21 protein-coding genes, 1 other RNA gene and 1 pseudogene are annotated in these 20,025 nt (G+C 56.9%); 19 read left to right on the plus strand and 4 right to left on the minus strand.

Translation table 11 applies throughout. The features are described 5' to 3' along the window. The first annotated feature begins 398 nt into the window (after window positions 1–398). An RNA gene (gene rnpB, locus PACILC2_RS03995) (RNase P RNA component class A) lies at window positions 399–805 on the plus strand. A gap of 424 nt (window positions 806–1,229) precedes the next feature. Here rnpB and PACILC2_RS04000 read toward each other — a convergent pair. Then, complete coding sequence (locus PACILC2_RS04000) at window positions 1,230–3,146, minus strand: S8 family peptidase (RefSeq protein WP_213527641.1); 1,917 nt, start codon at window positions 3,144–3,146, stop codon at window positions 1,230–1,232. Window positions 3,147–3,335: 189 nt separating this feature from the next. On the opposite strand from PACILC2_RS04000, the gene PACILC2_RS04005 reads away from it, so the two are divergent. The 7 genes from PACILC2_RS04005 to thiI all read left to right on the plus strand — a co-directional run bounded on the left by PACILC2_RS04005 (window position 3,336) and on the right by thiI (window position 7,879). After that, entirely contained in the window at window positions 3,336–3,836 is a 501-nt protein-coding gene (locus PACILC2_RS04005; RefSeq protein ID WP_062492369.1) for a YpuI family protein, read from the plus strand. A 55-nt stretch (window positions 3,837–3,891) separates the two neighbouring features. Then, window positions 3,892–4,092, plus strand: a complete 201-nt coding sequence (locus tag PACILC2_RS04010) for a DUF1540 domain-containing protein (protein WP_062492370.1) — start codon at window positions 3,892–3,894, stop codon at window positions 4,090–4,092. A gap of 5 nt (window positions 4,093–4,097) precedes the next feature. Next, a complete protein-coding gene (locus tag PACILC2_RS04015) occupies window positions 4,098–4,478 on the plus strand; it encodes a glycosyltransferase family protein (RefSeq protein ID WP_213527643.1) in 381 nt (126 codons plus the stop codon). A 158-nt stretch (window positions 4,479–4,636) separates the two neighbouring features. After that, window positions 4,637–5,239 (plus strand): lytic transglycosylase domain-containing protein, encoded by a 603-nt coding sequence (locus PACILC2_RS27825; RefSeq protein ID WP_280515268.1) that lies wholly within the window; start codon window positions 4,637–4,639, stop codon window positions 5,237–5,239. Then, entirely contained in the window at window positions 5,200–5,385 is a 186-nt protein-coding gene (locus PACILC2_RS27830; protein WP_280515269.1) for a hypothetical protein, read from the plus strand. The genes PACILC2_RS27825 and PACILC2_RS27830 overlap by 40 nt, the downstream gene beginning before the upstream one ends. A 113-nt stretch (window positions 5,386–5,498) precedes the next feature. Next, window positions 5,499–6,665 (plus strand): cysteine desulfurase family protein, encoded by a 1,167-nt coding sequence (locus PACILC2_RS04025; protein ID WP_213527645.1) that lies wholly within the window; start codon window positions 5,499–5,501, stop codon window positions 6,663–6,665. Next, the gene (gene thiI, locus PACILC2_RS04030; protein ID WP_062492373.1) at window positions 6,662–7,879 is read left to right on the plus strand and encodes a tRNA uracil 4-sulfurtransferase ThiI; all 1,218 of its coding nucleotides are present in this window, start codon (window positions 6,662–6,664) and stop codon (window positions 7,877–7,879) included. Before PACILC2_RS04025 ends, thiI begins: the two co-directional genes overlap by 4 nt. Window positions 7,880–7,900: 21 nt before the next feature. On the opposite strand, the gene PACILC2_RS04035 is transcribed toward thiI, so the two are convergent. Beyond that, window positions 7,901–8,602, minus strand: a complete 702-nt coding sequence (locus PACILC2_RS04035) for a TerC family protein (RefSeq protein WP_062492374.1) — start codon at window positions 8,600–8,602, stop codon at window positions 7,901–7,903. Window positions 8,603–8,753: 151 nt separating this feature from the next. On the opposite strand from PACILC2_RS04035, the gene PACILC2_RS04040 reads away from it, so the two are divergent. The 8 genes and pseudogenes from PACILC2_RS04040 (at window position 8,754) to PACILC2_RS04070 (ending at window position 14,446) form a co-directional block, all read left to right on the plus strand. Next, a complete protein-coding gene (locus PACILC2_RS04040) occupies window positions 8,754–9,422 on the plus strand; it encodes a TerC family protein (protein WP_213527646.1) in 669 nt (222 codons plus the stop codon). Window positions 9,423–9,659: 237 nt separating this feature from the next. Then, window positions 9,660–10,148, plus strand: coding sequence for a hypothetical protein (locus PACILC2_RS04045; protein ID WP_062492376.1), 489 nt, complete (start codon window positions 9,660–9,662; stop codon window positions 10,146–10,148). Window positions 10,149–10,192: 44 nt separating this feature from the next. Beyond that, a pseudogene (gene typA / locus PACILC2_RS04050) lies at window positions 10,193–12,049 on the plus strand (translational GTPase TypA). Window positions 12,050–12,138: 89 nt separating this feature from the next. Next, window positions 12,139–12,450: a YlaH-like family protein gene (locus PACILC2_RS04055; protein WP_062492378.1), complete on the plus strand. Its 312-nt coding sequence runs from the start codon at window positions 12,139–12,141 to the stop codon at window positions 12,448–12,450. Window positions 12,451–12,575: 125 nt separating this feature from the next. After that, complete coding sequence (locus PACILC2_RS04060) at window positions 12,576–12,848, plus strand: hypothetical protein (protein ID WP_062492379.1); 273 nt, start codon at window positions 12,576–12,578, stop codon at window positions 12,846–12,848. Between the two features lie 148 nt (window positions 12,849–12,996). Beyond that, on the plus strand, window positions 12,997–13,326 hold the full coding sequence (locus PACILC2_RS27835; RefSeq protein WP_280515270.1) for an LCP family glycopolymer transferase: 330 nt from the start codon (window positions 12,997–12,999) through the stop codon (window positions 13,324–13,326). Next, a complete protein-coding gene (locus PACILC2_RS04065; RefSeq protein ID WP_280515271.1) occupies window positions 13,323–13,907 on the plus strand; it encodes an LCP family protein in 585 nt (194 codons plus the stop codon). The genes PACILC2_RS27835 and PACILC2_RS04065 overlap by 4 nt, the downstream gene beginning before the upstream one ends. An 86-nt stretch (window positions 13,908–13,993) precedes the next feature. After that, window positions 13,994–14,446, plus strand: a complete 453-nt coding sequence (locus PACILC2_RS04070; protein WP_213527648.1) for a pyridoxamine 5'-phosphate oxidase family protein — start codon at window positions 13,994–13,996, stop codon at window positions 14,444–14,446. 11 nt (window positions 14,447–14,457) lie between these two features. Here the strand turns inward: PACILC2_RS04070 and PACILC2_RS04075 are convergent, their stop codons facing one another. Beyond that, window positions 14,458–14,994: a YhcN/YlaJ family sporulation lipoprotein gene (locus tag PACILC2_RS04075; protein ID WP_213527650.1), complete on the minus strand. Its 537-nt coding sequence runs from the start codon at window positions 14,992–14,994 to the stop codon at window positions 14,458–14,460. A gap of 113 nt (window positions 14,995–15,107) precedes the next feature. Between PACILC2_RS04075 and PACILC2_RS04080 the strand changes: the two genes are divergently transcribed. Further along, entirely contained in the window at window positions 15,108–16,439 is a 1,332-nt protein-coding gene (locus PACILC2_RS04080) for a PhoH family protein (protein ID WP_062492382.1), read from the plus strand. 195 nt (window positions 16,440–16,634) lie between these two features. After that, complete coding sequence (locus PACILC2_RS04085; RefSeq protein ID WP_213527652.1) at window positions 16,635–17,879, plus strand: extracellular solute-binding protein; 1,245 nt, start codon at window positions 16,635–16,637, stop codon at window positions 17,877–17,879. Here the strand turns inward: PACILC2_RS04085 and PACILC2_RS04090 are convergent. After that, window positions 17,863–18,942 carry a coiled-coil domain-containing protein gene (locus tag PACILC2_RS04090; RefSeq protein ID WP_244863215.1) on the minus strand — a complete coding sequence of 360 codons (1,080 nt, stop codon included), beginning with the start codon at window positions 18,940–18,942 and terminating at the stop codon, window positions 17,863–17,865. The genes PACILC2_RS04085 and PACILC2_RS04090 overlap by 17 nt on opposite strands. Before the next feature lie 234 nt (window positions 18,943–19,176). Here PACILC2_RS04090 and PACILC2_RS04095 point away from each other — a divergent pair. Continuing rightward, window positions 19,177–20,025 (plus strand): SAM-dependent methyltransferase (locus PACILC2_RS04095; RefSeq protein ID WP_213527654.1); only part of this gene is annotated, 849 nt, incomplete at its 3' end.

A 20,025-nucleotide genomic window follows, 5' to 3' on the forward strand; every position in this document is an offset into this window, starting at 1 on the left:
GCTGTCAATAGCGGGAAAAAACTGTACTTTTGCAGGATTGGTTGATTTGAAATGAATGAGAACGGCAGCAGGTGCGGGGGCAAACGGCAGCAGATCCCATCGATTAGCCGTAAGCATGCCCGGAAATAGCTGCGCGATTTCGTTGTAAAGGGATATTCGAAGCGGCGGCCGGCAAGATCCGAATATGTGCTTATCGTCTAAGCGATTTACCGCATTTTCCGAGCGTTGTGAGCACATGCCGTCATTTATAGCGTTTAGTGGTCCTGCTTGCGCCGAAATGGCCAGTAAAGATCACTATTATCAAAAACGCGCTGGATTTGTCGTATGCAACTGGCAACGCTGGCATTCATTCAGGGTTGAGCTTTGCCCCTGTTCCTTGTATACTGGAGAATGCACGGAAAGTTTGACAGACAATCGCTGGCGGCTTTGGCCGCGAGAGGAAAGTCCGGGCTCCACAGGGCAGGATGCTGGATAACGTCCAGTCAGCGCGAGCTGAAGGATAGTGCCACAGAAACGGACCGCCGATGGCCGGCATGCCGGCACAGGCAAGGGTGGAACCGTGGTGTAAGAGACCACGAGGAGCATTGGTGACAATGTTCCTGGTAAACCCCATCCGGAGCAAGACCTAAGAGGACATCGCGGCGGCTTTGCCGCTGCAACCCTGGCCCGGGGTATGTCCGGGTTGGTCGCTTGAGCCGTTCAGCAATGGACGGCCTAGATAGATGATTGTCGCTTCAATGGTGGGAGGGTCGTTCCCGTTCGCACCACCGGAAGTACAGAACCCGGCTTATGGCAAACTTTCCGAACGAACGGCAACAAAGCATCCTGCTCTTGTCTTCCATGGACAAGGACAGGATGCTTTGTTGTTTGCGCTCAAAAACAGGCTCGCCGGCCGGGCGGCTTCGACCCGAACAGCGCCGGCATGCGGCAGCGCTTAGGGCAAGCTCGACATGTTGACGTTGTAGAGACAACTTGGCAAGCGACGGCGCTGTAAGACCGACTCGATATGCCAACGCTGTAGGGCCAACTTGGCCCCGACTCGGCATGCCGCCGCTTTAGGCCCGGACTCGACATGCCAACGTTGCAGGGCCGTCTCGACATGCCGTCGTTATAGGGCTGACTTGGCAAGCGACGGCGCTGTAAGACCGTCTCGACATGCCAACGCTGCAGGGCCGACCTGGCCCCGACTCGGCATACCGTTGCTGTAAGGGCCTCGGCATGCCGCCGCTTCAGGGCCGGCTTGGCGTGCCGGCGTATTTGTCGACGATGCGCTGGAGGCGATCGGCCAGACGAAGCGGGAAGCGCTGGAGCGATACGGTCGATTGTCCGGCAGCTTCCAGTGCGCGTCTGACGTCGATTTGACCGTAGCCGAAGTAGATGTCTTTGCCGGAATCCCCCATATCGATCGCCGATGTGCGCATAATCTCCATCACTTCTTCATTGTTCAGTTCGGGGTTGGCCGAACGGATGAGCGCGGCCAGCGCGGACACATGGGGACTTGCCATCGACGTTCCCGACAAGGCGGCATATTGGCCTCCCGGATAGGTGCTGGCGATGCTGGCTCCCGGAGCGGCGACGTCGATATAATCCCCGTAGTTCGAGAACGACGCGCGATTGCCGTTGTAGTCAGTGGCCGCGACAGCGAAAACTTCCGGATAGGCGGCCGGATAGCCGGGCCGATCGGTATTGTCGTTGCCGCTGGCCGCCACGATGACGACATCGCGGTCGTAGGCGTACCGCACGGCGTCGTGAAGGAAGTCCGCCTGCGCATAATTGCCGAGACTCATATTGATTACTTTGGCCCCATGGTCGGTGGCCCAGATAATGCCTTCGGCGACCGAATAGGTCGATCCTGCGCCGTTTTCGTCCAGCACTTTGACAGGCATAATTTTGTTGTACCAGGACATGCCCGCGACGCCTTCGCCGTTGTTGACCGCCGCGGCGATAATGCCGGCGACATGGGTGCCGTGTCCGACGTCGTCCTCGGGGTAAGCCGACTCGTCCAAAATATTGATGCCCTCGACAAGTCTCCCCTGCAGATCGGGATGGTCGCGCTGAACGCCGGTATCGAGCACCGCAACGATCACGTCGTCGCTTCCTTTGGACAAATTCCAGCCTTTTTCCGTTTCGATCGTCGGCAAATTCCACTGATATTGGGAGTACAGCGCGTCATTCGGAACGATCGGAACTTCGTCGCTGGGAATGGCCGGGTCCGTGCCGACCGCTTCGTTCGTCAAGTACAAGTAATGCGGTTCGACGTACCGTGGGTGCCAGCGATCGCGGAAATACGCGATCATTCGCTCGGCATCCATCGAACGGGACCGGAACAAATAGGTGTAGCCCAGCTTGCGCACCGATACGGCGGATATTTCCTTCTTTATAAGCTCCATTTGCTGCGGGGAAGGATCGCGTTCGAAACGGACGACCACTTCATCGACCCGATAGTGGCTGGCATTGCCGTTATCTTCGCCCGATCGCACGCTTTTTTGTTGCGTCGAGTTCGGTTTCACCGTCTTGACCCGGTATTTCCCGTTGGCGGGATACGGAACGAGACGGAGGTTGCGGCGTTGGTGCCGCTCTACCGCTTCGACGACATTTTGCTTGACCAGTCCGACAATTCCCTGCCCCTGGTAACGTTCATCGGGTATGCCCATGACGACGTACCGGACACTGCCGTCCTTGATTGTGGGAGATACATATTTTTTCCCTGATTTGACGGTCGTTTCGGCTTTATTTAAATGCGTTTCGGCCGAATCTTTTACCGGCTCCGGAACAGAACCGCGCGCGACCGAACGATCGCCCGTCATCCAGCGGATGTAAACCATGTGCGGATGATCGGCCATAAGCCGCCGGATATGCTTTTCTTTGCCTTCGCCGTCGCCGCCTTGCGCTAGCAGCTTGCGAAAATCTTTCGCGCATTCAGTCGTACAAAGCAAGGCCGTCGCTTCCATATCGCTGCGCAAAATTGCCATTTTCCGTTCTTTTTCTTGCTTCGCCGACATCGTGCGATTGTATGATCCGGCCGTTTCGTTCCCGGGTACGGTTCGCTCCTCAGACTGATCGTTCCCTTTAAACCACGGCGCGAACGGCAGCAGGAACAGGGCGACCGCCAGCACGGCCATACCGACAAGCCATTTCTTTTGCATCGTGATATCCTCCAATGATTCATCAAACTCGGTTCGGGTAAGGTTAGAATGGGATGCGCAGGTTGAAAATATACGGAATAAACGACGGAAGGCAGTACCACTTCCATGCAATTTGTGGTACCATGTAAATCATGAAAAAGTATTGAAGTTTTTGTTGCGCTCTTGACGAAGAAAGGGGATCTACCGACAATGTCATCGATCAACGTGAAGCCGCTCAGCGAATCGACTCGTGACAAACTGAAGGAAGCCATCACGGCACTGGAAACATTCCTGAATCATTACGCTTTGCCTCAGCTTGTAAACGAAAACCAGGGAGAAGAAGAGCAGCTTTATTATAAAGGGTTATTATCCGATCTGAGACATCTTCTCGTTTTTTCGGAAGTCACTTACGAGAAGCTCGGCATCGTTCTTCGCCGTCCCCAATTCGATAGCGATTCCGCGGAGCGGACGTTGTATGATGTGTATCACCAATGCGTGAATGCATACTTTTATCCGAAAAATGAAAGCTATTCCGAAGACGGACGCTATGCGTACACCGGTCAGGAAGCGATCCGTTTCCGCTACGTGCCGTCCCGTCCGGCCCGTGAAATCGTGCTTTATTTGTCCAAAATTTTCGAGGAATTGCGGGAAGATCTCGCGTATTACGAAAACGACTATATGACCCAGCGCAGAATGCAGGGGCAAAAATAAGGCAGACATAGTTCACCTCCGTCGAGGGCATCTTGTGTAACGGAGGTGATTTTCTATGCCGAAAGGCGTCCTGTGCACCGTCGCCAACTGTACCTTCTGGGGCGAAGGAAACAAGTGCAATGCCGACTCGATCCTCATCGATCTGGACAAACATGCTTCCGAAAATTACGACAGTGAATTCGCCAAAGAATTGCATCAGGAAATAGCCGAGGAATCGTCCGCAACCTGTTGCCACACCTTTAGGCCGAAGAGGTGACGGAAATGGGCGAAAAACATCGCAAGCGCAAAATGTACGAATGGAAGCGGGAGTCCGGCTTTCACGAAAAAGACGAACGCGATGCGGAGTTTTCTGCCGAACTGGCCGCTTCGCCTTCGGATTTGCCTGCGAAGGATAGGGACGAGAACCGAAAAGAACGCGACGACGTTCAATCGTACGGCGTGAGCCTGGGTTGGATCGCCCTCGCTTTTGCGGTCGCCTCTTGGTTCGTTTGGCCGATTCTGCTCGGTCTTACCGCCGCCGTGCTCGGATTTGTCGCATATCGGCAAGGAAGCCGGGCGCTGGGCATCTGGTCGATGACGCTCGGTTTGATTGCCGCTTGCACATTTTTGGTGCTTATCCCTCTTTATTACGCGTTCACGTAAAAGTTTGCCGCCGGAGCCCTCGTTCCGGCGGTTTCTCGTACCGGGCTGCCGCAAAGCGGCTTTCGCTTTTGGGACTGGCAGATCCGCGCGAAAACATGTAAAATGATTCGTAGCGGCGAAATTCATCGATTTTTTACATAGAGGAAGGAAGAACGGGCATGTATCTGAATACAGACCCCCGTGTCGCGCAAGCGATGCTTCAGCTGCAACTGTCGCCTTCGACGAGTTTGCTGAACGGCAGCCATACGGCGACCGATTCTTACGGCGCGACCGGTACGGCTTCATTGTTTGAAACATTGCTGATGCAACTGCTGTCCGATTCGTACGGCGGCTTCTCGTATGCTGAGCCGAATTCCCCGTCGTACCGGACATCCGCTCTCGATTGGGCGCCTGCGGCAGCAGCGGTATGGCCCGTATCTGCGGGATATGAAGCGATGTCGGCGGAGGCGACGAACGCCGACTCCGCGCCATTCGATCACTTGATCGAAGGAGCGGCCGCGCGTTACGGAGTCGATCCCGCGCTTGTCCGCGCAGTCATCGCCACGGAATCGAATTTCCGTCCGGACGCGGTGTCGTCCGCTGGAGCCAAAGGCTTGATGCAATTGATGGACGATACGGCCCGCGGTCTCGGCGTTGCCGATTCTTTTGATCCCGCGCAAAATATTGACGGCGGCACCCGCTACTTGTCGTTTTGCTGCGCAAATATGACGGCGACGAGCTGGTGGCGCTGGCGGCCTACAATGCGGGCCCCGGCCGGATAGATCGGCTCGGTATTCGCACGAACGAGCAATTGATTGCCCAAATGCATTTGCTCCCCGGCGAAACCCGGCGCTATATCGGCAAAGTAACGGAAGCGAAAGCCCGGTATTCGGCCGGAAGCGGCATGGCCGGGCCGCATGCGGTATAATGAACGGTAATGAATGCGACATAATTGTAGGGCATGATAAACGTTGAAGCCGCAGATGAACTGCCGCTTCAACGTTGCTTTTTTTTCAATACGATTCGGGAAGGATTTGTGAGATGCTTTATTTCGACCATTGCGCATCCACTCCGCCGCATAAAGAAGTGATTCGGACGCTCGCGGAAGTGATGGAACATCATTACGCCAACCCATCTTCGCTCCACAAGCCCGGCGCCGAAGCGAACAAGCTGATCGAGCGGGCAAGGGAGCAGGCCGCCGCTTTGTTCGGCGTTAAGGCGGAGGAATGGATTTTCACGTCGGGAGGAACGGAAAGCAACAATCTGGCGATCAAAGGAGCCGCCCGGCAATACCGGAGCAGGGGCAATCATCTGGTGACGACGGGGATCGAGCATGCTTCGGTGTACGAGGCGTTTCGCCAGCTGGAGCGGGAAGGCTTCCGCGTCACGTATGTTCCGGCCGGACCGGGCGGTCATGTGTCGCCGGAGCGGATCCGGGAAGCGTGCACGGACGATACGATACTCGTCAGCGTCATGCATGTAAATAATGAAGTAGGCGCCGTTCAACCGATCGCCGAAATCGGCCGCTGGCTTCGTTCCAGACCGAAAACGCTGTTTCATGTCGACGGCGTCCAAAGCGTCGGCAAGCTGCCTGTCAGCTTGAAAGAGTGGGGGATCGATCTGTTCAGCATATCGGCTCATAAGCTGCAAGGACCGAAAGGGGTCGGGCTGCTGTATGTGCGGGAAGACGTCCGCCTCGATCCGCTGTTTTCCGGCGGCCAGCATGAACGCGGCTTAAGAGCGGGAACCCAGAACGTGCCCGCCATCGTTGCGGCCGCCAAGGCGCTTCGTCTGGCGATCGAATCGCAGCCGCTGCGTCTCGAGCGGATGACGCGGCTACGCGAACGGCTTGTCCGGCAGCTGCAGGCGATTCCGGAGCTGGTTGTGAACGGCGATGCGTCTTCCGGGGAGATGGCCCCTCATATTGTCCATTTCTCTTATCCGGGGATGAAGCCGGAAGTTATCGTCCATATGCTTGAGCAAAACGGGGTGGTCGTCTCGACCAAATCGGCCTGCTCCTCGAAGGACGACCGGCCAAGCCGGGTATTGCTCGCCATGGGGCTGCCGCATGACCGGGCAGCCAGCGGCGTGCGGATCAGCTTCGGGGACGAGCATACCGAACAAGACATCGACAAGCTGGCGGCTATTATCCGGACGACGGTGGATACATTGAAGCCGCTGGAGCGGAAGGGAGGCGGCCAGGCATGATCTACGACAGAATCATTCTTCGGCTTGGCGAAATTACGGTTAAAGGGCGCAATCGCGGACGGTTTGAGAAGCGGCTGCTTGAACAGGTCGTGGAGGCGCTCAAGTCGTTTCCGCGCGCGAAAGCGACGGCGACTTACGGCCGCATCTATGTCGAATTGAACGGGGAAGCGTACGAGCCGATCCGGGACCGGCTCAAGGATGTATTCGGATTGAGCTCCTTCAGTCCCGCCAAGCGGGCCGATTCGGAGCTGGAATCGATCCGGGACGCGGCGCTTGCGATTATGCGCTCCTATCCCGATGTTCCCCGGACATTCAAAGTAACGGTGAAGCGCGCATGGAAGCAATTTCCGCATACGTCCCACGAGATGAATCATCTGGTGGGCGCACATGTGCTGCGCGCGACGCCGAATTTGAAAGTGGACGTGCACCGGCCCGATGTCGAGCTTCATGTCGATATCCAACCGGAAGGGACTTATCTCTATTGCGAGGCCGTGCCGGGAGCGGGAGGTTTTCCGTACGGAACGAACGGGAAGGCGATTTTGCTGCTCTCCGGCGGCATCGACAGCCCGGTAGCCGGTTGGATGGCGATGCGCAAAGGGTTGGAGCTGGAAGCGGTCCATTTTCACAGCTACCCTTTTACGAGCGAGCAGGCCAAAGACAAAGTCGTCGAACTGGCGCGGCGGCTGGCGTACTACGGCGGAGGATCGCTGAAACTCCATCTCGTCCCGTTCACCGATATTCAGACTGCGCTCGTCCGTTTCAACAAGGAGCATTTGCTCATTACGCTGATGCGGCGGGCTATGCTGCGCATTGCCGAGCGGATCGCCGACCGCCGAAAAGCCGGGGCTATCGTCACCGGAGACAGTCTCGGCCAGGTGGCCAGCCAAACGCTCGGCAGCATGAATGTCATCGGCCGGACCACGAGCCTGCCGCTGCTCAGACCGCTCGTCATGATGGACAAGCTGGAAATTATCCGGATGGCGGAGCGGATCGGAACGTATGAAACGTCGATATTGCCTTATGAAGATTGCTGCACACTGTTCCAGCCGAAATCGCCGAGCACGAATCCGAATTTGAATGTCGTCGAGCGCATCGAGTCGTCGATGCCGGAGCTGGACGGCATGATTGCAGCCGCTGTCGACGGGACGGAGACGATCGCCGTGGAGTACGGAAGCGGCGGCAAGGTCGGCGATCTCGAGGAAAGCTGGTTTTGACCGAAAAAAAAGCAGGGGCCCTTAATGGGATTCCCTGCTTTCTTTTTGCATAGCGGCTTTGTTTCTGCGCATATTGTTGGTCGCCATTCCGGCCAGAATGACCAGGGCGATAATGGCGATTTTGAATGACCAGCCGATCAGAACGGGTTCGAAGAACGACTCCAGAACAGGCTCGTGAGTGATCATCTTGGCCGCCGTATAAGCGAGAATGCCCGAACCGATGTAGATGATCCACGGAAACCGGTCGATCAGCTTAATAAACAGCGTGCTTCCCCAGACGATAACCGGTATGCTGATCAGCAATCCGATAATGACGAGCGCCATGTCCCCGTGAGCCGCTCCCGCTACCGCGATGACGTTGTCAATCCCCATTGCGGCGTCGGCGATAATAATCGTTTGAACCGATTGCCACAACGTATTTCCGGCTTTGATGTCACCGTGGCCGTCATCTTGCAAGACAAGCTTGTAAGCGATCCAGATGAGCAGCAGACCGCCCGCAAGATGGAGCCATGGGATGTTCAGCAGCTGAACGACCAGCACGGTTGCGATGATCCGAATGCCGATTGCCCCTGCCGTTCCGTAAATAACGGCTTTCTTCTGCTGGTCTTTTGGCAGGTTTCGCGCTGCCATTCCGATGACGATCGCGTTATCTCCGGCCAGGAAGAGGTCGATGAGAACGATAGTCAGCAGGGCAGTAAAAAATTCGAGAGAAAACCATTCCATTTTGCTTGTCCCTCCTTCCTGTGCGCATAAAATTCGAACCAACTTCTAGCAACTTCTAGTTACGCAAAATACGGGTTTAAGGATTCAAAATTTTTCGTGACATATTTTATTTTTTCAACATACCGTGAGGACAAAGGGGGAGAAGGACAAGATGGACCAAGTGTTGCTGTTTGCCGAAATTTTGCTGATCAATATTTTGCTCAGCGGCGACAACGCGATTGTGATCGCGATGGCAAGCTCCAGACTTCCGCCTCACCAACGGAAACAGGCGATCTGGTGGGGAACGGCTGCCGCGATCGCGCTTCGCTGCGCCATGACCGCCGTCGCGCTTGCCTTGCTCGCCGTCCCTTTCCTCCAGGCTATCGGAGCGGTGCTGTTGTTCGCGATTGCGGTAAAGCTGCTGACCGATGCCGAAAACAACAAACGGACCGGCACCGATATTCGGCGCGCCGGCTCGCTCAGGGCGGCGGTGCGAACGATCGTCGCCGCGGATTTGATTATGAGTCTGGACAATGTGTTGGCCATCGCAGCCATTGCCCAAGGCGAACCTGTTCTTATTGTTCTCGGAATCGTGCTGACCATACCGGTAATCATTTGGGGCAGCCATATGCTTACCACATTGCTCGAGAAAGTGCCGTTTCTCGTATATGCCGGGGCCGGACTGCTCGGATATGCCGCCGGCGAAATGCTCGTTCGCGACGAGGGACTCAACCGCTTGCTGCTGCACGGTTCGGCGACCGCCTCCGAAGCGATTCCGCTGCTCAGCATCCCGCTTGTGATCGTCGTCGCGATGCTGCGCATTCGTTTTGCATCCCGCTAAACGGAAAGCAATTGAGACGATGAAATGCGCGAAAGCCGCTTGCTCCGAAGGGAAGCGGCTTTTTCGCGTTTTGGGAAGCTATGCACTGGTTTTTTGCACGCAGTTCCATTAAACTATAAGAATGATCAAGTTCAGAACGGCTCTTGCCGGCTTTGCGAACGAACGCCTCATTCTTCCAACGCGGTAGCCGTTGTCAAAGCCGAATCGGGAGCAGTGCATTCAAGCGGGGGGAAGCTGATGGTGAAGAACAAATACTCCGCCGGTATTTTTATTTTGCTGGCTGGCATCGTCATTTTGCTTGGCAAGTTGGGAGTATTCAGCTTTATCGGTTCTGTGTTTTGGCCGTTATTCATTTTGGTGCCGGGCATACTGCTGCATGTGCTGTTTTTCGGCCGGCTGCTGCCGGCGGTCGTCTTGATTCCGGGCGGCATGCTGTGCGTATATGCGCTGCTGTTCTTGTTCTGCACGGTTTCGGGCTGGGACAATATGAAATACGTATGGCCTTTTTTCATTTTGGGCTTGGCCGTAGGGCTTTATGAATTTTATTTGTTCGAGTCTTCGCGGCCGCGGTTTGCCTTTACGGCTTCCGTAGCGCTGGCCGCCGTTTCGGCCGCTGCGTTCGCGTTGATCCTGCTTTGGAAATGGGGAGTCTATTTGATTGCGATCGCTCTGATCGCGGTCGGCGCCTGGATGATGTACGGCCGCAAAGCGCGCTCGCGCTGGTAAAGGTAGAGAAAAATAATAGAGGATACGGAGTGAGAACTAGTTTTATGATCGAACGAAACAAATTGCGCAATATCGCGATCATCGCCCATGTCGATCACGGCAAAACGACGCTGGTCGACAAGCTGCTGCAGCAATCCGGCATGTTTCGCGCCAATGAAACGATCCAGGAAAGAGCGATGGATTCCAACGATTTGGAACGGGAACGCGGGATTACGATTTGGCCAAAATACGGCAATTACGTATAAAGATTATTTGATCAACATTGTCGATACGCCCGGACACGCCGATTTCGGCGGCGAAGTGGAGCGCATCATGAAGATGGTCGACGGCGTTCTGCTTGTGGTCGACGCTTTCGAAGGCTGCATGCCCCAGACCAAGTTCGTGCTGCGCAAAGCTTTGGAATCCGATCTGACCCCGATCGTCGTCGTCAACAAGATCGACCGGCCCAACGCCCGGCCGGCGGAAGTGGTCGACGAGGTGCTCGATCTGTTCATCGAGCTCGGCGCGAACGACGACCAGCTCGATTTCCCTGTCGTCTATGCATCCGCCCTGATGGGAACGTCCAGTACTGACCCCGATCCGGCCAAACAGGAAAGCGACATGCAGTCTCTGTACGAAACGATTATTAGCCATATCCCCGCCCCGGAGGAAAAAGTAGACGAGCCCCTTCAGTTTTGGTGACGCTGCTCGATTATAACGAATATTTGGGACGCATCGCGATCGGCCGCGTCAATCGGGGGATGATCCGGCAAGGCCAGTCCGTTGCGGTCATGACCCGGGAAGGCGGAATGAAGCAGGCGAGAATCGAGAAGCTGTTCGGATTCCAGGGCTTGAAGCGGGTAGAGCTGAAGGAGGCGGGCGCCGGGGACATCGTGGCCATCGCCGGAATCCGCGAGATCAACATCGGCGAGACGATCGCCGACCCTGCACATCCCGAAGCGCTTCCCGTTCTGAAAATCGACGAGCCGACGCTGCAGATGAGCTTCCTTGTGAACAACAGCCCGTTCGCCGGCCGCGAAGGAAAATGGGTGACGTCACGCAAGCTGCGCGAGCGGCTGATGAAGGAGCTGGAGACCGATGTGGCGCTGCGGGTCGAAGAGACGGACAGCCCGGACGTCTTTATCGTATCGGGAAGGGGAGAGCTGCATCTCGGGATACTGATCGAGAATATGCGCCGGGAAGGCTACGAGCTTCAAGTATCCAAGCCCGAAGTGATCGTGAAAGAAATCGACGGGGTGAAGATGGAGCCGTACGAGCGGCTTATTATCGATATTCCGGAAGAAAGCATGGGTCCGGTGATGGAAAGCCTCGGCACGCGGAAAGCCGAGATGGTCAATATGATCAACAACGGGACGGGACAGGTGCGGCTCGAATTTATTATTCCGGCACGAGGGCTGATCGGGTACCGCACGCATTTTCTGACGCTTACGCGCGGTTACGGCATTATGAATCATGCGTTCGACAGCTACGGGCCGATCGCCGGGGCCGACGTCGGAGGACGGCATCAGGGCGTTCTCGTCGCCAGCGAAAGCGGAACGTCGACATATTACGGCATGCTGTCGGTGGAGGACAGAGGCGTCCTGTTCGTCGAGCCGGGAACGGAAATTTATGAAGGGATGATCGTCGGCGAGCATAACCGCGACAACGACATCGTCGTCAATATATGCAAAGAAAAGCAGCTGACGAACATCCGCTCGGCGACGAAGGAGGAAACGGTGCGCCTGAAGACGCCCGTCATCTTCTCGCTCGAGCAGGCGCTCGAGTATTTGAACGACGACGAATATTGCGAAATAACGCCCAAGTCGATTCGTCTGCGCAAAAAGCTGCTCAACAAATCCGAGCGGGAACGCGCCGAGAAGCAGCGCAAAATGGCGCAGGCCGGCGCAATCGGCAAAGCCTGAGTTTGCGAAGCGGCTTTACTCGAAAGCAAAGTTTGGCACAGGCCGGCGAAGCGACTTTGCCGAAGGCAAAGTTTTAGGAGGGTCAACGAATGCAAGAGTGGTTAAGCGCCCATCCGCTTGTCTCTTATTTGCTCATTCTGGGCTGCACGATCTACATTTTCAACAAAGTGTTCCGCGCTCAGCGCCTTCCGCTGCTGAAAGAAGTGATCGTCTATTTGATGATGGCGCTCGGTTCGTTCGTGCTGCTCATCCTGCAAATTGACAAACTGCCGATCATCCAATGCATGGCGGTTGCGGTTGCGATGATGCTGCTGCTCCGGATGAGGCAGCTGTACGACAAATGGAAGAACAGGCGCGGGGAAGACACGGAGAAAATGAAAACGGAATCGACCAAATCGTAAACGTCCTGCTAGCGAACGTTCCAGACGGATTGAAACTTTCCGAATGGGACGTTCGTCTGATATGACGACCGGTCTTGCCGAATCGTGCCGACGGCCGGTCGGCGGATGCGGAAGGAGGAGAAAGCATGCGGCTCGAAGACGCGCTGTTTAACTGGCTGCAAATGCGGATTGTTTGCGATGCCCGTCCGGACGACGGGGCCGCTTTCAAGACGCTCGACTTTTTCGCCCAAATTCTGGCCGAAGATCACGGCATTACCGGTATGGCGATCGTGCGGCAGGACGAAACGGTCATCGACGTGCGGCTCGAGAAGGACGGCGAGACGATCATGAAGCGGATGGATCGCGAGTCGGCCGAGCAGCTGCTGCACGACATTAACGCCAATCCAAAATACAACTGACAGGGGATGTTGCGATGGAGACGCAATTCGGCGCCGGACTCGGCCCCAGATCCGAGGCGCACGGACGGAGCGCACGGACGAAACGGGGACGGGATAAGAAGCCGAAGTCCGGATCGCCTCTCAAAAAGTAATAGCTGCCGTTCTTGTTTTGCTGCTGGCAGTCGGGGGATATGTCGGCTATTTGGTATGGGAAACCTATTACGCGATTCGAACCGTCGGCGTCGACCGCGAGGTGCCTCCCGGCGAATCGGTGAAAGACAAGCCGAAAGCGTTCCTCCTTTTGGGAGTCGATTCCCGTGCCAAAACCGGCACGTTGAATACGGATGTGATTATGGTCGCCGCGCTCAATCCGGCGACGAAATCGGCGACGGTCGTATCGGTTCCGCGCGACAGTCTCATTCAACTCGACGGATATAAGCAGCAGAAGGCGAACCAATTCTATGCCGGATTTCTGCGCAGCGTGAAAAAGACGGATTGAGCGGAGAACAGGCGGAGTTGGCGGCCAAGGAAGAGCTGCGCAAAATGTTCGGGAAGATGTTCGGCATTCCGATCGACTATGCGGCGACTATCAATTTCAAAGGCTTTATTGACGTCGTCGATGCGCTTGGCGGCGTAACGGTCGACGTCGATATGGATATGCGCTATGTCGATCGCGCGGACGGAACGAACATCAATTTAAGCAAAGGCGTGCAAAAGCTGAACGGACAGCAGGCGCTCGATTTCATCCGGTACCGCAAATCGAACGACGGCAAAAACATGTCCGACGATTTCTCGCGAAACAAGCGGCAGGGCGAAGTGCTTGCGGCGATCGCGGACAAGCTGAAATCGTTCGGGGGAGCGGCGAAGCTCGGCTCCGTTATAAGCGCCGTGGGCGACAACATGAAAACGGACATGCCTTCCAGCGAAATTACGCAGCTGTTCACGACTTATTTTGGCATAGATAAAGATAATATCGAATATATTCCGCTTCAAGGCGATTGGAAAAGTCCTTACGTCTATTTGAACGCAGCCAGACTGGAGGAGGCCAGAGCCGCTCTTGCCGCCCGTATGGCGGAATGACCGGTGGTACGTCCGTGACCGCTGTGGTACAATGGCATTACGAACCTGCTTATGAACTTTATCGTCTGCGAAGGAGGTCGTCCCGGATGACCGAACCGGTTACCGCGCTATCGGACGAAATGGTTTTGCAGCTTCAGTCCCAGCCGTTCGTGCTGTTGCATACCGTCGATGCGGACAGCGGATATCCGACGTCCAGCGTCATTTCGTGGGTGTTCGCTCCCGACGCGAAGCGGATCCGTTTTGCCGTTGACGGCCGTTCCCGGCTCGTTCGCAATATGGCGTCCAGACCGGATATTTGCCTCACTGTATTCGGTCCGTGCACCGCGCAGGCCGTATACGGCAAAGTTCGCGTCTTGTCGGACGATCTGGACGGCGTGCCGTTTCGTCTCGTATGCTACGAGGCGGAAATCGACACGGTTCGCAATGCGATGTTCCACGGTTCCCGATTGGCCGCGGTTCCGGAATTTGAGAAAACCTATGACAAGCGCGCCGCCGACAAGCTGGACGGACAAGTATTTGAAGCGATAAGAAAAGCCTAGTGATGATTTCACTAGGCTTTCGGCATTTTTGAAGGGTCCGGTTCGGTGTCGCTCGGTGTTATATGACGGGGAATTTGCGGCACGATGCGTCCGACGATATCGGCCAGTTCCTCGGCAAAACCGGCGATCGGACGGCCTGCCCGGATATCCTCGCTCAGTTCCCTGAGCCGCTCGTTCAGATCCATATCCGCCGTGACGATTGCATTGATGCCGTACGGATCTTTGCGGAACGCTTCCGCAACGGAATATTTGATCGTGCCGACGTGCGAACGGTCTACCTTGCTGTCGACGTCGATGCCTACGACGGCCGTGTTGCCCAATACGACGCAATGGGCTCCTTTCACGCCCCGAACGCCTTGTGCCAGCCTTTCGAGATGTGCCGTCAGCTGTCCGGGGGTTATGACTTCCGCTTCGCGGGGAGCAACCTGCTGCGTGCGCACGCCTGCATGACTTTGCGGAGAGGGTGATGTTTCATTGCGCGCGACGGTGCCGCATCCTGTCGCCGCTACACATAGTAACAACACCGCTGCCAACCATTTGCAGTACATGTTCGCCACCTTGCCTTTCCTATAATCTCGTTGCTTGATTCTTCCGTAGTTTGTCCGCTTCCGGATGCGGCTATGTATGGCCATCAACCGATCAACGCCAGGAGGGACGAAAAATGAAAAAAATATTCGTTCTGGACACCAATGTGCTCCTTCACGATCCGCAAGCGATTTTCGCTTTCGAAGACAACGAGATCATCATTCCCGCAATCGTGCTGGAAGAAATCGATTCCAAGAAAAGGATGGCCGACGAGCTGGGACGCAACGCGCGATCGGTATCCCGGCTGCTTGATACGATGCGCGAGCATGGCCGGCTGCCCGACGGCATCCGGCTGCCGAACGGCGGCGTGCTGAAGGTGGAGCTGAACCACCGCAGCTTTATCCGCGTTCAGGAGATGTTCGGGGAAATGACGAACGACAACCGCATATTGGCGGTTGCGCTGAATTATCATCTGGAGGAGGCGAAAACGGAGAAGCCGTCGCCCGTCATTCTCGTTAGCAAAGATGTGCTCGTCCGCATCAAGGCGGATGTGCTTGGCCTTATGGCGCAGGACTATTTATCGGACCGCCCGACGGAGCCGTCGGACCGGTACACCGGCTATACGACGCTGCACGTGCACCCGGCGATCATCGACGAATTTTATTCTTACCGCTTTCTCCCGGTCAAAAGCTTGCCGGCCGCGGCACCGTTTTATCCGAACGAATTCGTCATTTTGCGGGATGAGATGGGCTCTTCGAAATCGGCTTTGCTGAAAGTAAGCCCGGACGGAACGCGGCTGGAGCCGCTCTATTTGAGCAACGATCCGGTCTGGGGCATTACCGCCCGCAACGCGCAGCAACGGATGGCGCTGGAACTGCTGCTGAACGACGATATTCCGCTCGTCACCCTTACCGGAAAAGCGGGCACAGGCAAAACGCTGCTTGCGCTTGCGGCCGGGCTGATGAAAGTCGAGGACGAGCATAAATACAAAAAGCTGCTCATCGCCAGACCCGTCGTGCCGATGGGCAAAGATATCGGGTATTTGCCGGGCGAGAAGGAAGAGAAGCTGCGGCCGTGGATGCAGCCGATCTACGACAATCTGGAATACTTGTTCGACGTCAAAAAAGCCGGGGAAATCGACAAAATTTTGATGGGACTCGGCAGCATTCAGGTCGAGGCGCTCACTTATATAAGAGGCAGATCGATTCCCGGCCAGTTCATTATTATCGACGAAGCGCAAAATTTGACCCGCCATGAGGTGAAGACGATCGTATCGCGAGCGGGTGAAGGCAGCAAAGTCGTGATGATGGGCGATCCCGAGCAAATCGATCATCCGTATCTCGATTCGGTCAGCAACGGGCTGACGCATCTGGTGGAACGGTTCAAGAGCGAAGGAACGAGCGGCCACATCACGCTTGAGAAAGGAGAACGCTCCAAGCTGGCCCAGCTTGCCGCTGATTTGCTGTAACGGTTCCGTGCGGACCGCTTGCCGCTCCCGGGCCGTCTCCGCGTCGATGGACGCTCTTTTCGGAGCAGCTCTTTTGCTTTTGCGGAAGACAAAACGGGACTTTACTGCTATGATAGCGATATAGGAAAATAGTAGGAGAGGAATGGGCGCAGTGTCCCGTAAAACCTATATGATGCTGCTGGCAGGATCGGGTTTTTGCTGCTGCTTATCGTTATGCCGCTCGTATCCGGGCCGGGCTCGCCGGTGTCGGGGCCGCTGCTGCGAACGAACCGCGAACAGCCGGCGGACGGCGCTGCCCCGCCGGCCGAGCGGCGCCGGCTGCATATCGCCGTAGCGATGAGCGAGCAGGAATTCGCGAGGTTGAAAGCGTTTAATCGGGAAATGGAAGCGCGCTACCCCGAATTGTCTATTTTCGAGACGAATATCGACTCCGCCGACGCATACCGGACCTGGAAACAGGAGGCGCAGATCGGCGACAGTCCCGACATTATGCTGCTGGACAACGCATGGGTGCGGGAGTTTGCCGTTCGCGGCTATTTGCTGCCGGCCGATTCGGCCTATACGGGAGAGACGCTGTCCGATCAATTGAAGGGCATGCTGGAGCCGCTGCAATGGAACGGCTATTACTGGGGCGTACCGAAGGATGCGGACCCGTTGCTCGCCGTCTGGAACGGCGAGCTGCTTCGCTCCGCGGGCAGCGAAAAGCCGCCGGGCTCGATCGAAGAGGCGTTGCGGCTCGCCGCCGCCGCGGCGGACCGGGAGCCTGACGTCAGGCTTGTCCGCCTTGCCGCCGAGGACGGCCTCGGACTGGCGGTATGGCTCGATTCGCTGGAGGCAAGCGGCGGATCGGCAGTCCGGCGCCACGTGCCGACAGATAAGGAAGCCGGCATGCTCCGGTTGCTTGGAACGGCCGCGGCGCCGCTCATGATCGGCGCGGACGGCGGCGCGGAAAAGGTGAAGCAGCTGTTCCGTTCCGGCCGGCTGCTGTCGGCGCTTCTGCCGCAATCGGAATATGCCGGTCTCGGTGCGGCCGACCGCAAACTGGTCGTGCGAAGTGAAATCGACCGTCATGCCGTCTGGACCGGGGGCAGAAGCTTCGTCATCTCGGCCGCGACGGAGGCACCTGATGAGGCGAGCCGATGGATTGCGGAGTTTACGTCAGCGAACAGGCAATGGGAAGATTACCGGGAGTTCGGCAAGCTGCCTGCTCGCAAGTCGCTGTACAGCGGTACACTGTCCGCGTATTCGTCTGTGGCGGACGGGGCGGCATGGCTTGCCGCGTTCGACCGCCCGGAGGCGTACCCCGCCGATCCGGAATGGACAAGCCGGATGACGGCGTGGTCCGAGACGTGGGCGGCTGCCGTTCGTGCGGGAGCGGAAGAAGGAAGGCGCTTCCTGGAAGAGTGGGAGCGCCGAATGGCCGTTACAGACCGACATTAAGGGTAACCTTAAGCTCGCCGTCGCTTATGCTGACGGATGTCGCTTTCAGGAATGACACGATTTTGTGAGGATAGAAACCGAGGTCGAATTCCTTTTCGAGCGCTCGCCGCGTCGTGTCCGGCAAGTAAAGACCGTTGAAGCGCAGCTCGTCGACATGGAACACCAGTCCGTTCTTCGGTTCGTCCTCGACGGTGTAGTGGCCCGCGATTTGCACGTCCATCCCTTCCCGGCTGCCGCCTGCGGTAATCCGTCCGTCCTGAAAACCGAAGGAAAAGTTCATAAACAGATCGTTCTGTTCACGCAAATATGCGTTCAGCCCGTCTTCCGGAATTACGAGCGTATACTGCAGTCCCTGGATCGTCAAATAATCGTCGTTCGATTGCACCCAGTCCGGCAGCTGCTGCATCGCATCGGCCAAAGCGCGGAAATATTGGCGCACTTCGCGAAGTCCGGCCGTTTCCCAGTACCGGTTCATTTCGTCCATCCAGATTCGCAGACGTTCGGCGTCCGTACGGCCGTCCAGCTCGCTGTCGAGCTCGGCTTGCAGCGCCGCAAGGCGGTTGCGCTGTTTCAACAGTTCGTCCTCGGTCGCTTTGAGCAGTTCCAGCTCGCGGTTTTGTTCCTCGTAGTTCTGTTTCAACTCCCGGTATTGCGCCATATAGTCATTCAAGGTATGCTGGTCTCGGGCGAACAGCAACTGCACATAGTCGAGCATGGCCAGAAGATCCGCCAAGCTGTCGAAATGGAGCAGCGCGGCAAGCAGCATATCTTTTTCGCCCATATAATAGGAACGGAGCACGCGGCCGGCCTCCTCGCGTTTCCGCTCGACGGCGGCTTCGCGTTCCGCAAGCCGCTCCGCGGTCCGCTCCGCCGTATCGGCCAGCGCTTCGTGCTGTTCGCGGATTCGCCCGATTTCTTTGTCGATTTCGACGATGCTGAGACTTTTCTCCAGCAGGCGGCGCGTTTCTTCGTCGGGGGAAACGGCGCCGACCGAAAGCCTGGCCGAAAGCAGCGTCAGCACGATCGATAAAATGGAGGCTGCCCGCAGCGCTCTCTTGTTCATCGGTATTCCCCCTCTTGTCCAACCCGTTCGGCTACATTGTATGCTTCGTAACGGCCGATTACGACAACGAAAACGATCAACGACCGCAATGAAGGAGCGCGAGATGGAACGAACCGGACCGAATGCTTTGACCGAAAAATCGCCCGTATCATCACCGAAAGCGGCGAGGCCGGCTGGAAGGATACCCGCCGCGGACCTTCGGGACCGTTTCGCTGCATTACGTTCGCCCGCTATATGCAATTATGTCTGTACGACGATACATACGGTTACTATCGTTCCGGTCGCGTCCGGATCGGCAAGGACGGCGACTTCTATACCAGCCCGGGCATCGGAACCGCCATGGCCGATGTTCTGGCCTCGTTCGTACTGGAGGCGGCACGGCCATTCGGAACGGCCGAAGTTGTCGAATGGGGAGCTGGCACCGCCCGGCTGACGGCGCAAATGATGGCGGAATGGAGCAGACGCGAACCGGGATGGGCGGAATGGCTGCGTCCGGTTATCGTCGAGGACCATCCGGCGCATCTCGCCGCAGCCCGCAACAACGTCGCTTCCGCCGCGAGCGGCTTCGGCACAGGCTGTGCCGCGGCGTTTCTGACATCCGGCGAGGCGGAAAGCCGCGGCTCGCTTCTTCCGGCCGTCATCATCGCCAACGAGCTGCTCGACGCGCTGCCCGTGCATCGCGTCATCAGGCGAAACGGCCGGCTGTATGAGCTCGGCGTCGCCGTCGATGCCGAGGGCGAAAGCGACGGCCGCTCGCCGTTCTGTTATGTACGGATGCCGCTGTCCGACGAGCGCATCGCCGCTTCGCTCGATGCGGACGGTACCGTCCTTCGCGAAGGACAGGAGACGGAAGTCCATCTGCCGGCGGGCGAATGGCTGGAGCGGATCGCCCGTCTCGTTCCCGAAGGCGTTCTGCTCATTGCCGATTACGGGCACGAGGCGGAGGAATATGCCGCCGCTCATCGCATGAAAGGAACGCTGCTTTGCTATTCCCGCCATGTCGTGCATGACGATCCGTTCCTGAACCCCGGCGAGCAGGATATTACCGCGCATCTGAATTTCACCGCATTGCGCCGCATGGCG

It is taken from the genome of Paenibacillus cisolokensis, assembly GCF_018403665.1.
Classification (GTDB): domain Bacteria; phylum Bacillota; class Bacilli; order Paenibacillales; family Paenibacillaceae; genus Paenibacillus_AH; species Paenibacillus_AH cisolokensis.

What these genes read in the sequence shown, in the direction of transcription:
- PACILC2_RS04000 (WP_213527641.1), bottom strand. Translation starts at nt 3,146, where the DNA reads ATGCAAAAGAAATGGCTTGTCGGTATGGCCGTGCTGGCGGTCGCCCTG.
- PACILC2_RS04005 (WP_062492369.1), top strand. Translation starts at nt 3,336, where the DNA reads ATGTCATCGATCAACGTGAAGCCGCTCAGCGAATCGACTCGTGACAAA.
- PACILC2_RS04010 (WP_062492370.1), top strand. Translation starts at nt 3,892, where the DNA reads ATGCCGAAAGGCGTCCTGTGCACCGTCGCCAACTGTACCTTCTGGGGC.
- PACILC2_RS04015 (WP_213527643.1), top strand. Translation starts at nt 4,098, where the DNA reads ATGGGCGAAAAACATCGCAAGCGCAAAATGTACGAATGGAAGCGGGAG.
- PACILC2_RS27825 (WP_280515268.1), top strand. Translation starts at nt 4,637, where the DNA reads ATGTATCTGAATACAGACCCCCGTGTCGCGCAAGCGATGCTTCAGCTG.
- PACILC2_RS04025 (WP_213527645.1), top strand. Translation starts at nt 5,499, where the DNA reads ATGCTTTATTTCGACCATTGCGCATCCACTCCGCCGCATAAAGAAGTG.
- thiI (WP_062492373.1), top strand. Translation starts at nt 6,662, where the DNA reads ATGATCTACGACAGAATCATTCTTCGGCTTGGCGAAATTACGGTTAAA.
- PACILC2_RS04035 (WP_062492374.1), bottom strand. Translation starts at nt 8,602, where the DNA reads ATGGAATGGTTTTCTCTCGAATTTTTTACTGCCCTGCTGACTATCGTT.
- PACILC2_RS04040 (WP_213527646.1), top strand. Translation starts at nt 8,754, where the DNA reads ATGGACCAAGTGTTGCTGTTTGCCGAAATTTTGCTGATCAATATTTTG.
- PACILC2_RS04045 (WP_062492376.1), top strand. Translation starts at nt 9,660, where the DNA reads ATGGTGAAGAACAAATACTCCGCCGGTATTTTTATTTTGCTGGCTGGC.
- PACILC2_RS04055 (WP_062492378.1), top strand. Translation starts at nt 12,139, where the DNA reads ATGCAAGAGTGGTTAAGCGCCCATCCGCTTGTCTCTTATTTGCTCATT.
- PACILC2_RS04060 (WP_062492379.1), top strand. Translation starts at nt 12,576, where the DNA reads ATGCGGCTCGAAGACGCGCTGTTTAACTGGCTGCAAATGCGGATTGTT.
- PACILC2_RS04070 (WP_213527648.1), top strand. Translation starts at nt 13,994, where the DNA reads ATGACCGAACCGGTTACCGCGCTATCGGACGAAATGGTTTTGCAGCTT.
- PACILC2_RS04075 (WP_213527650.1), bottom strand. Translation starts at nt 14,994, where the DNA reads ATGTACTGCAAATGGTTGGCAGCGGTGTTGTTACTATGTGTAGCGGCG.
- PACILC2_RS04080 (WP_062492382.1), top strand. Translation starts at nt 15,108, where the DNA reads ATGAAAAAAATATTCGTTCTGGACACCAATGTGCTCCTTCACGATCCG.
- PACILC2_RS04090 (WP_244863215.1), bottom strand. Translation starts at nt 18,942, where the DNA reads ATGAACAAGAGAGCGCTGCGGGCAGCCTCCATTTTATCGATCGTGCTG.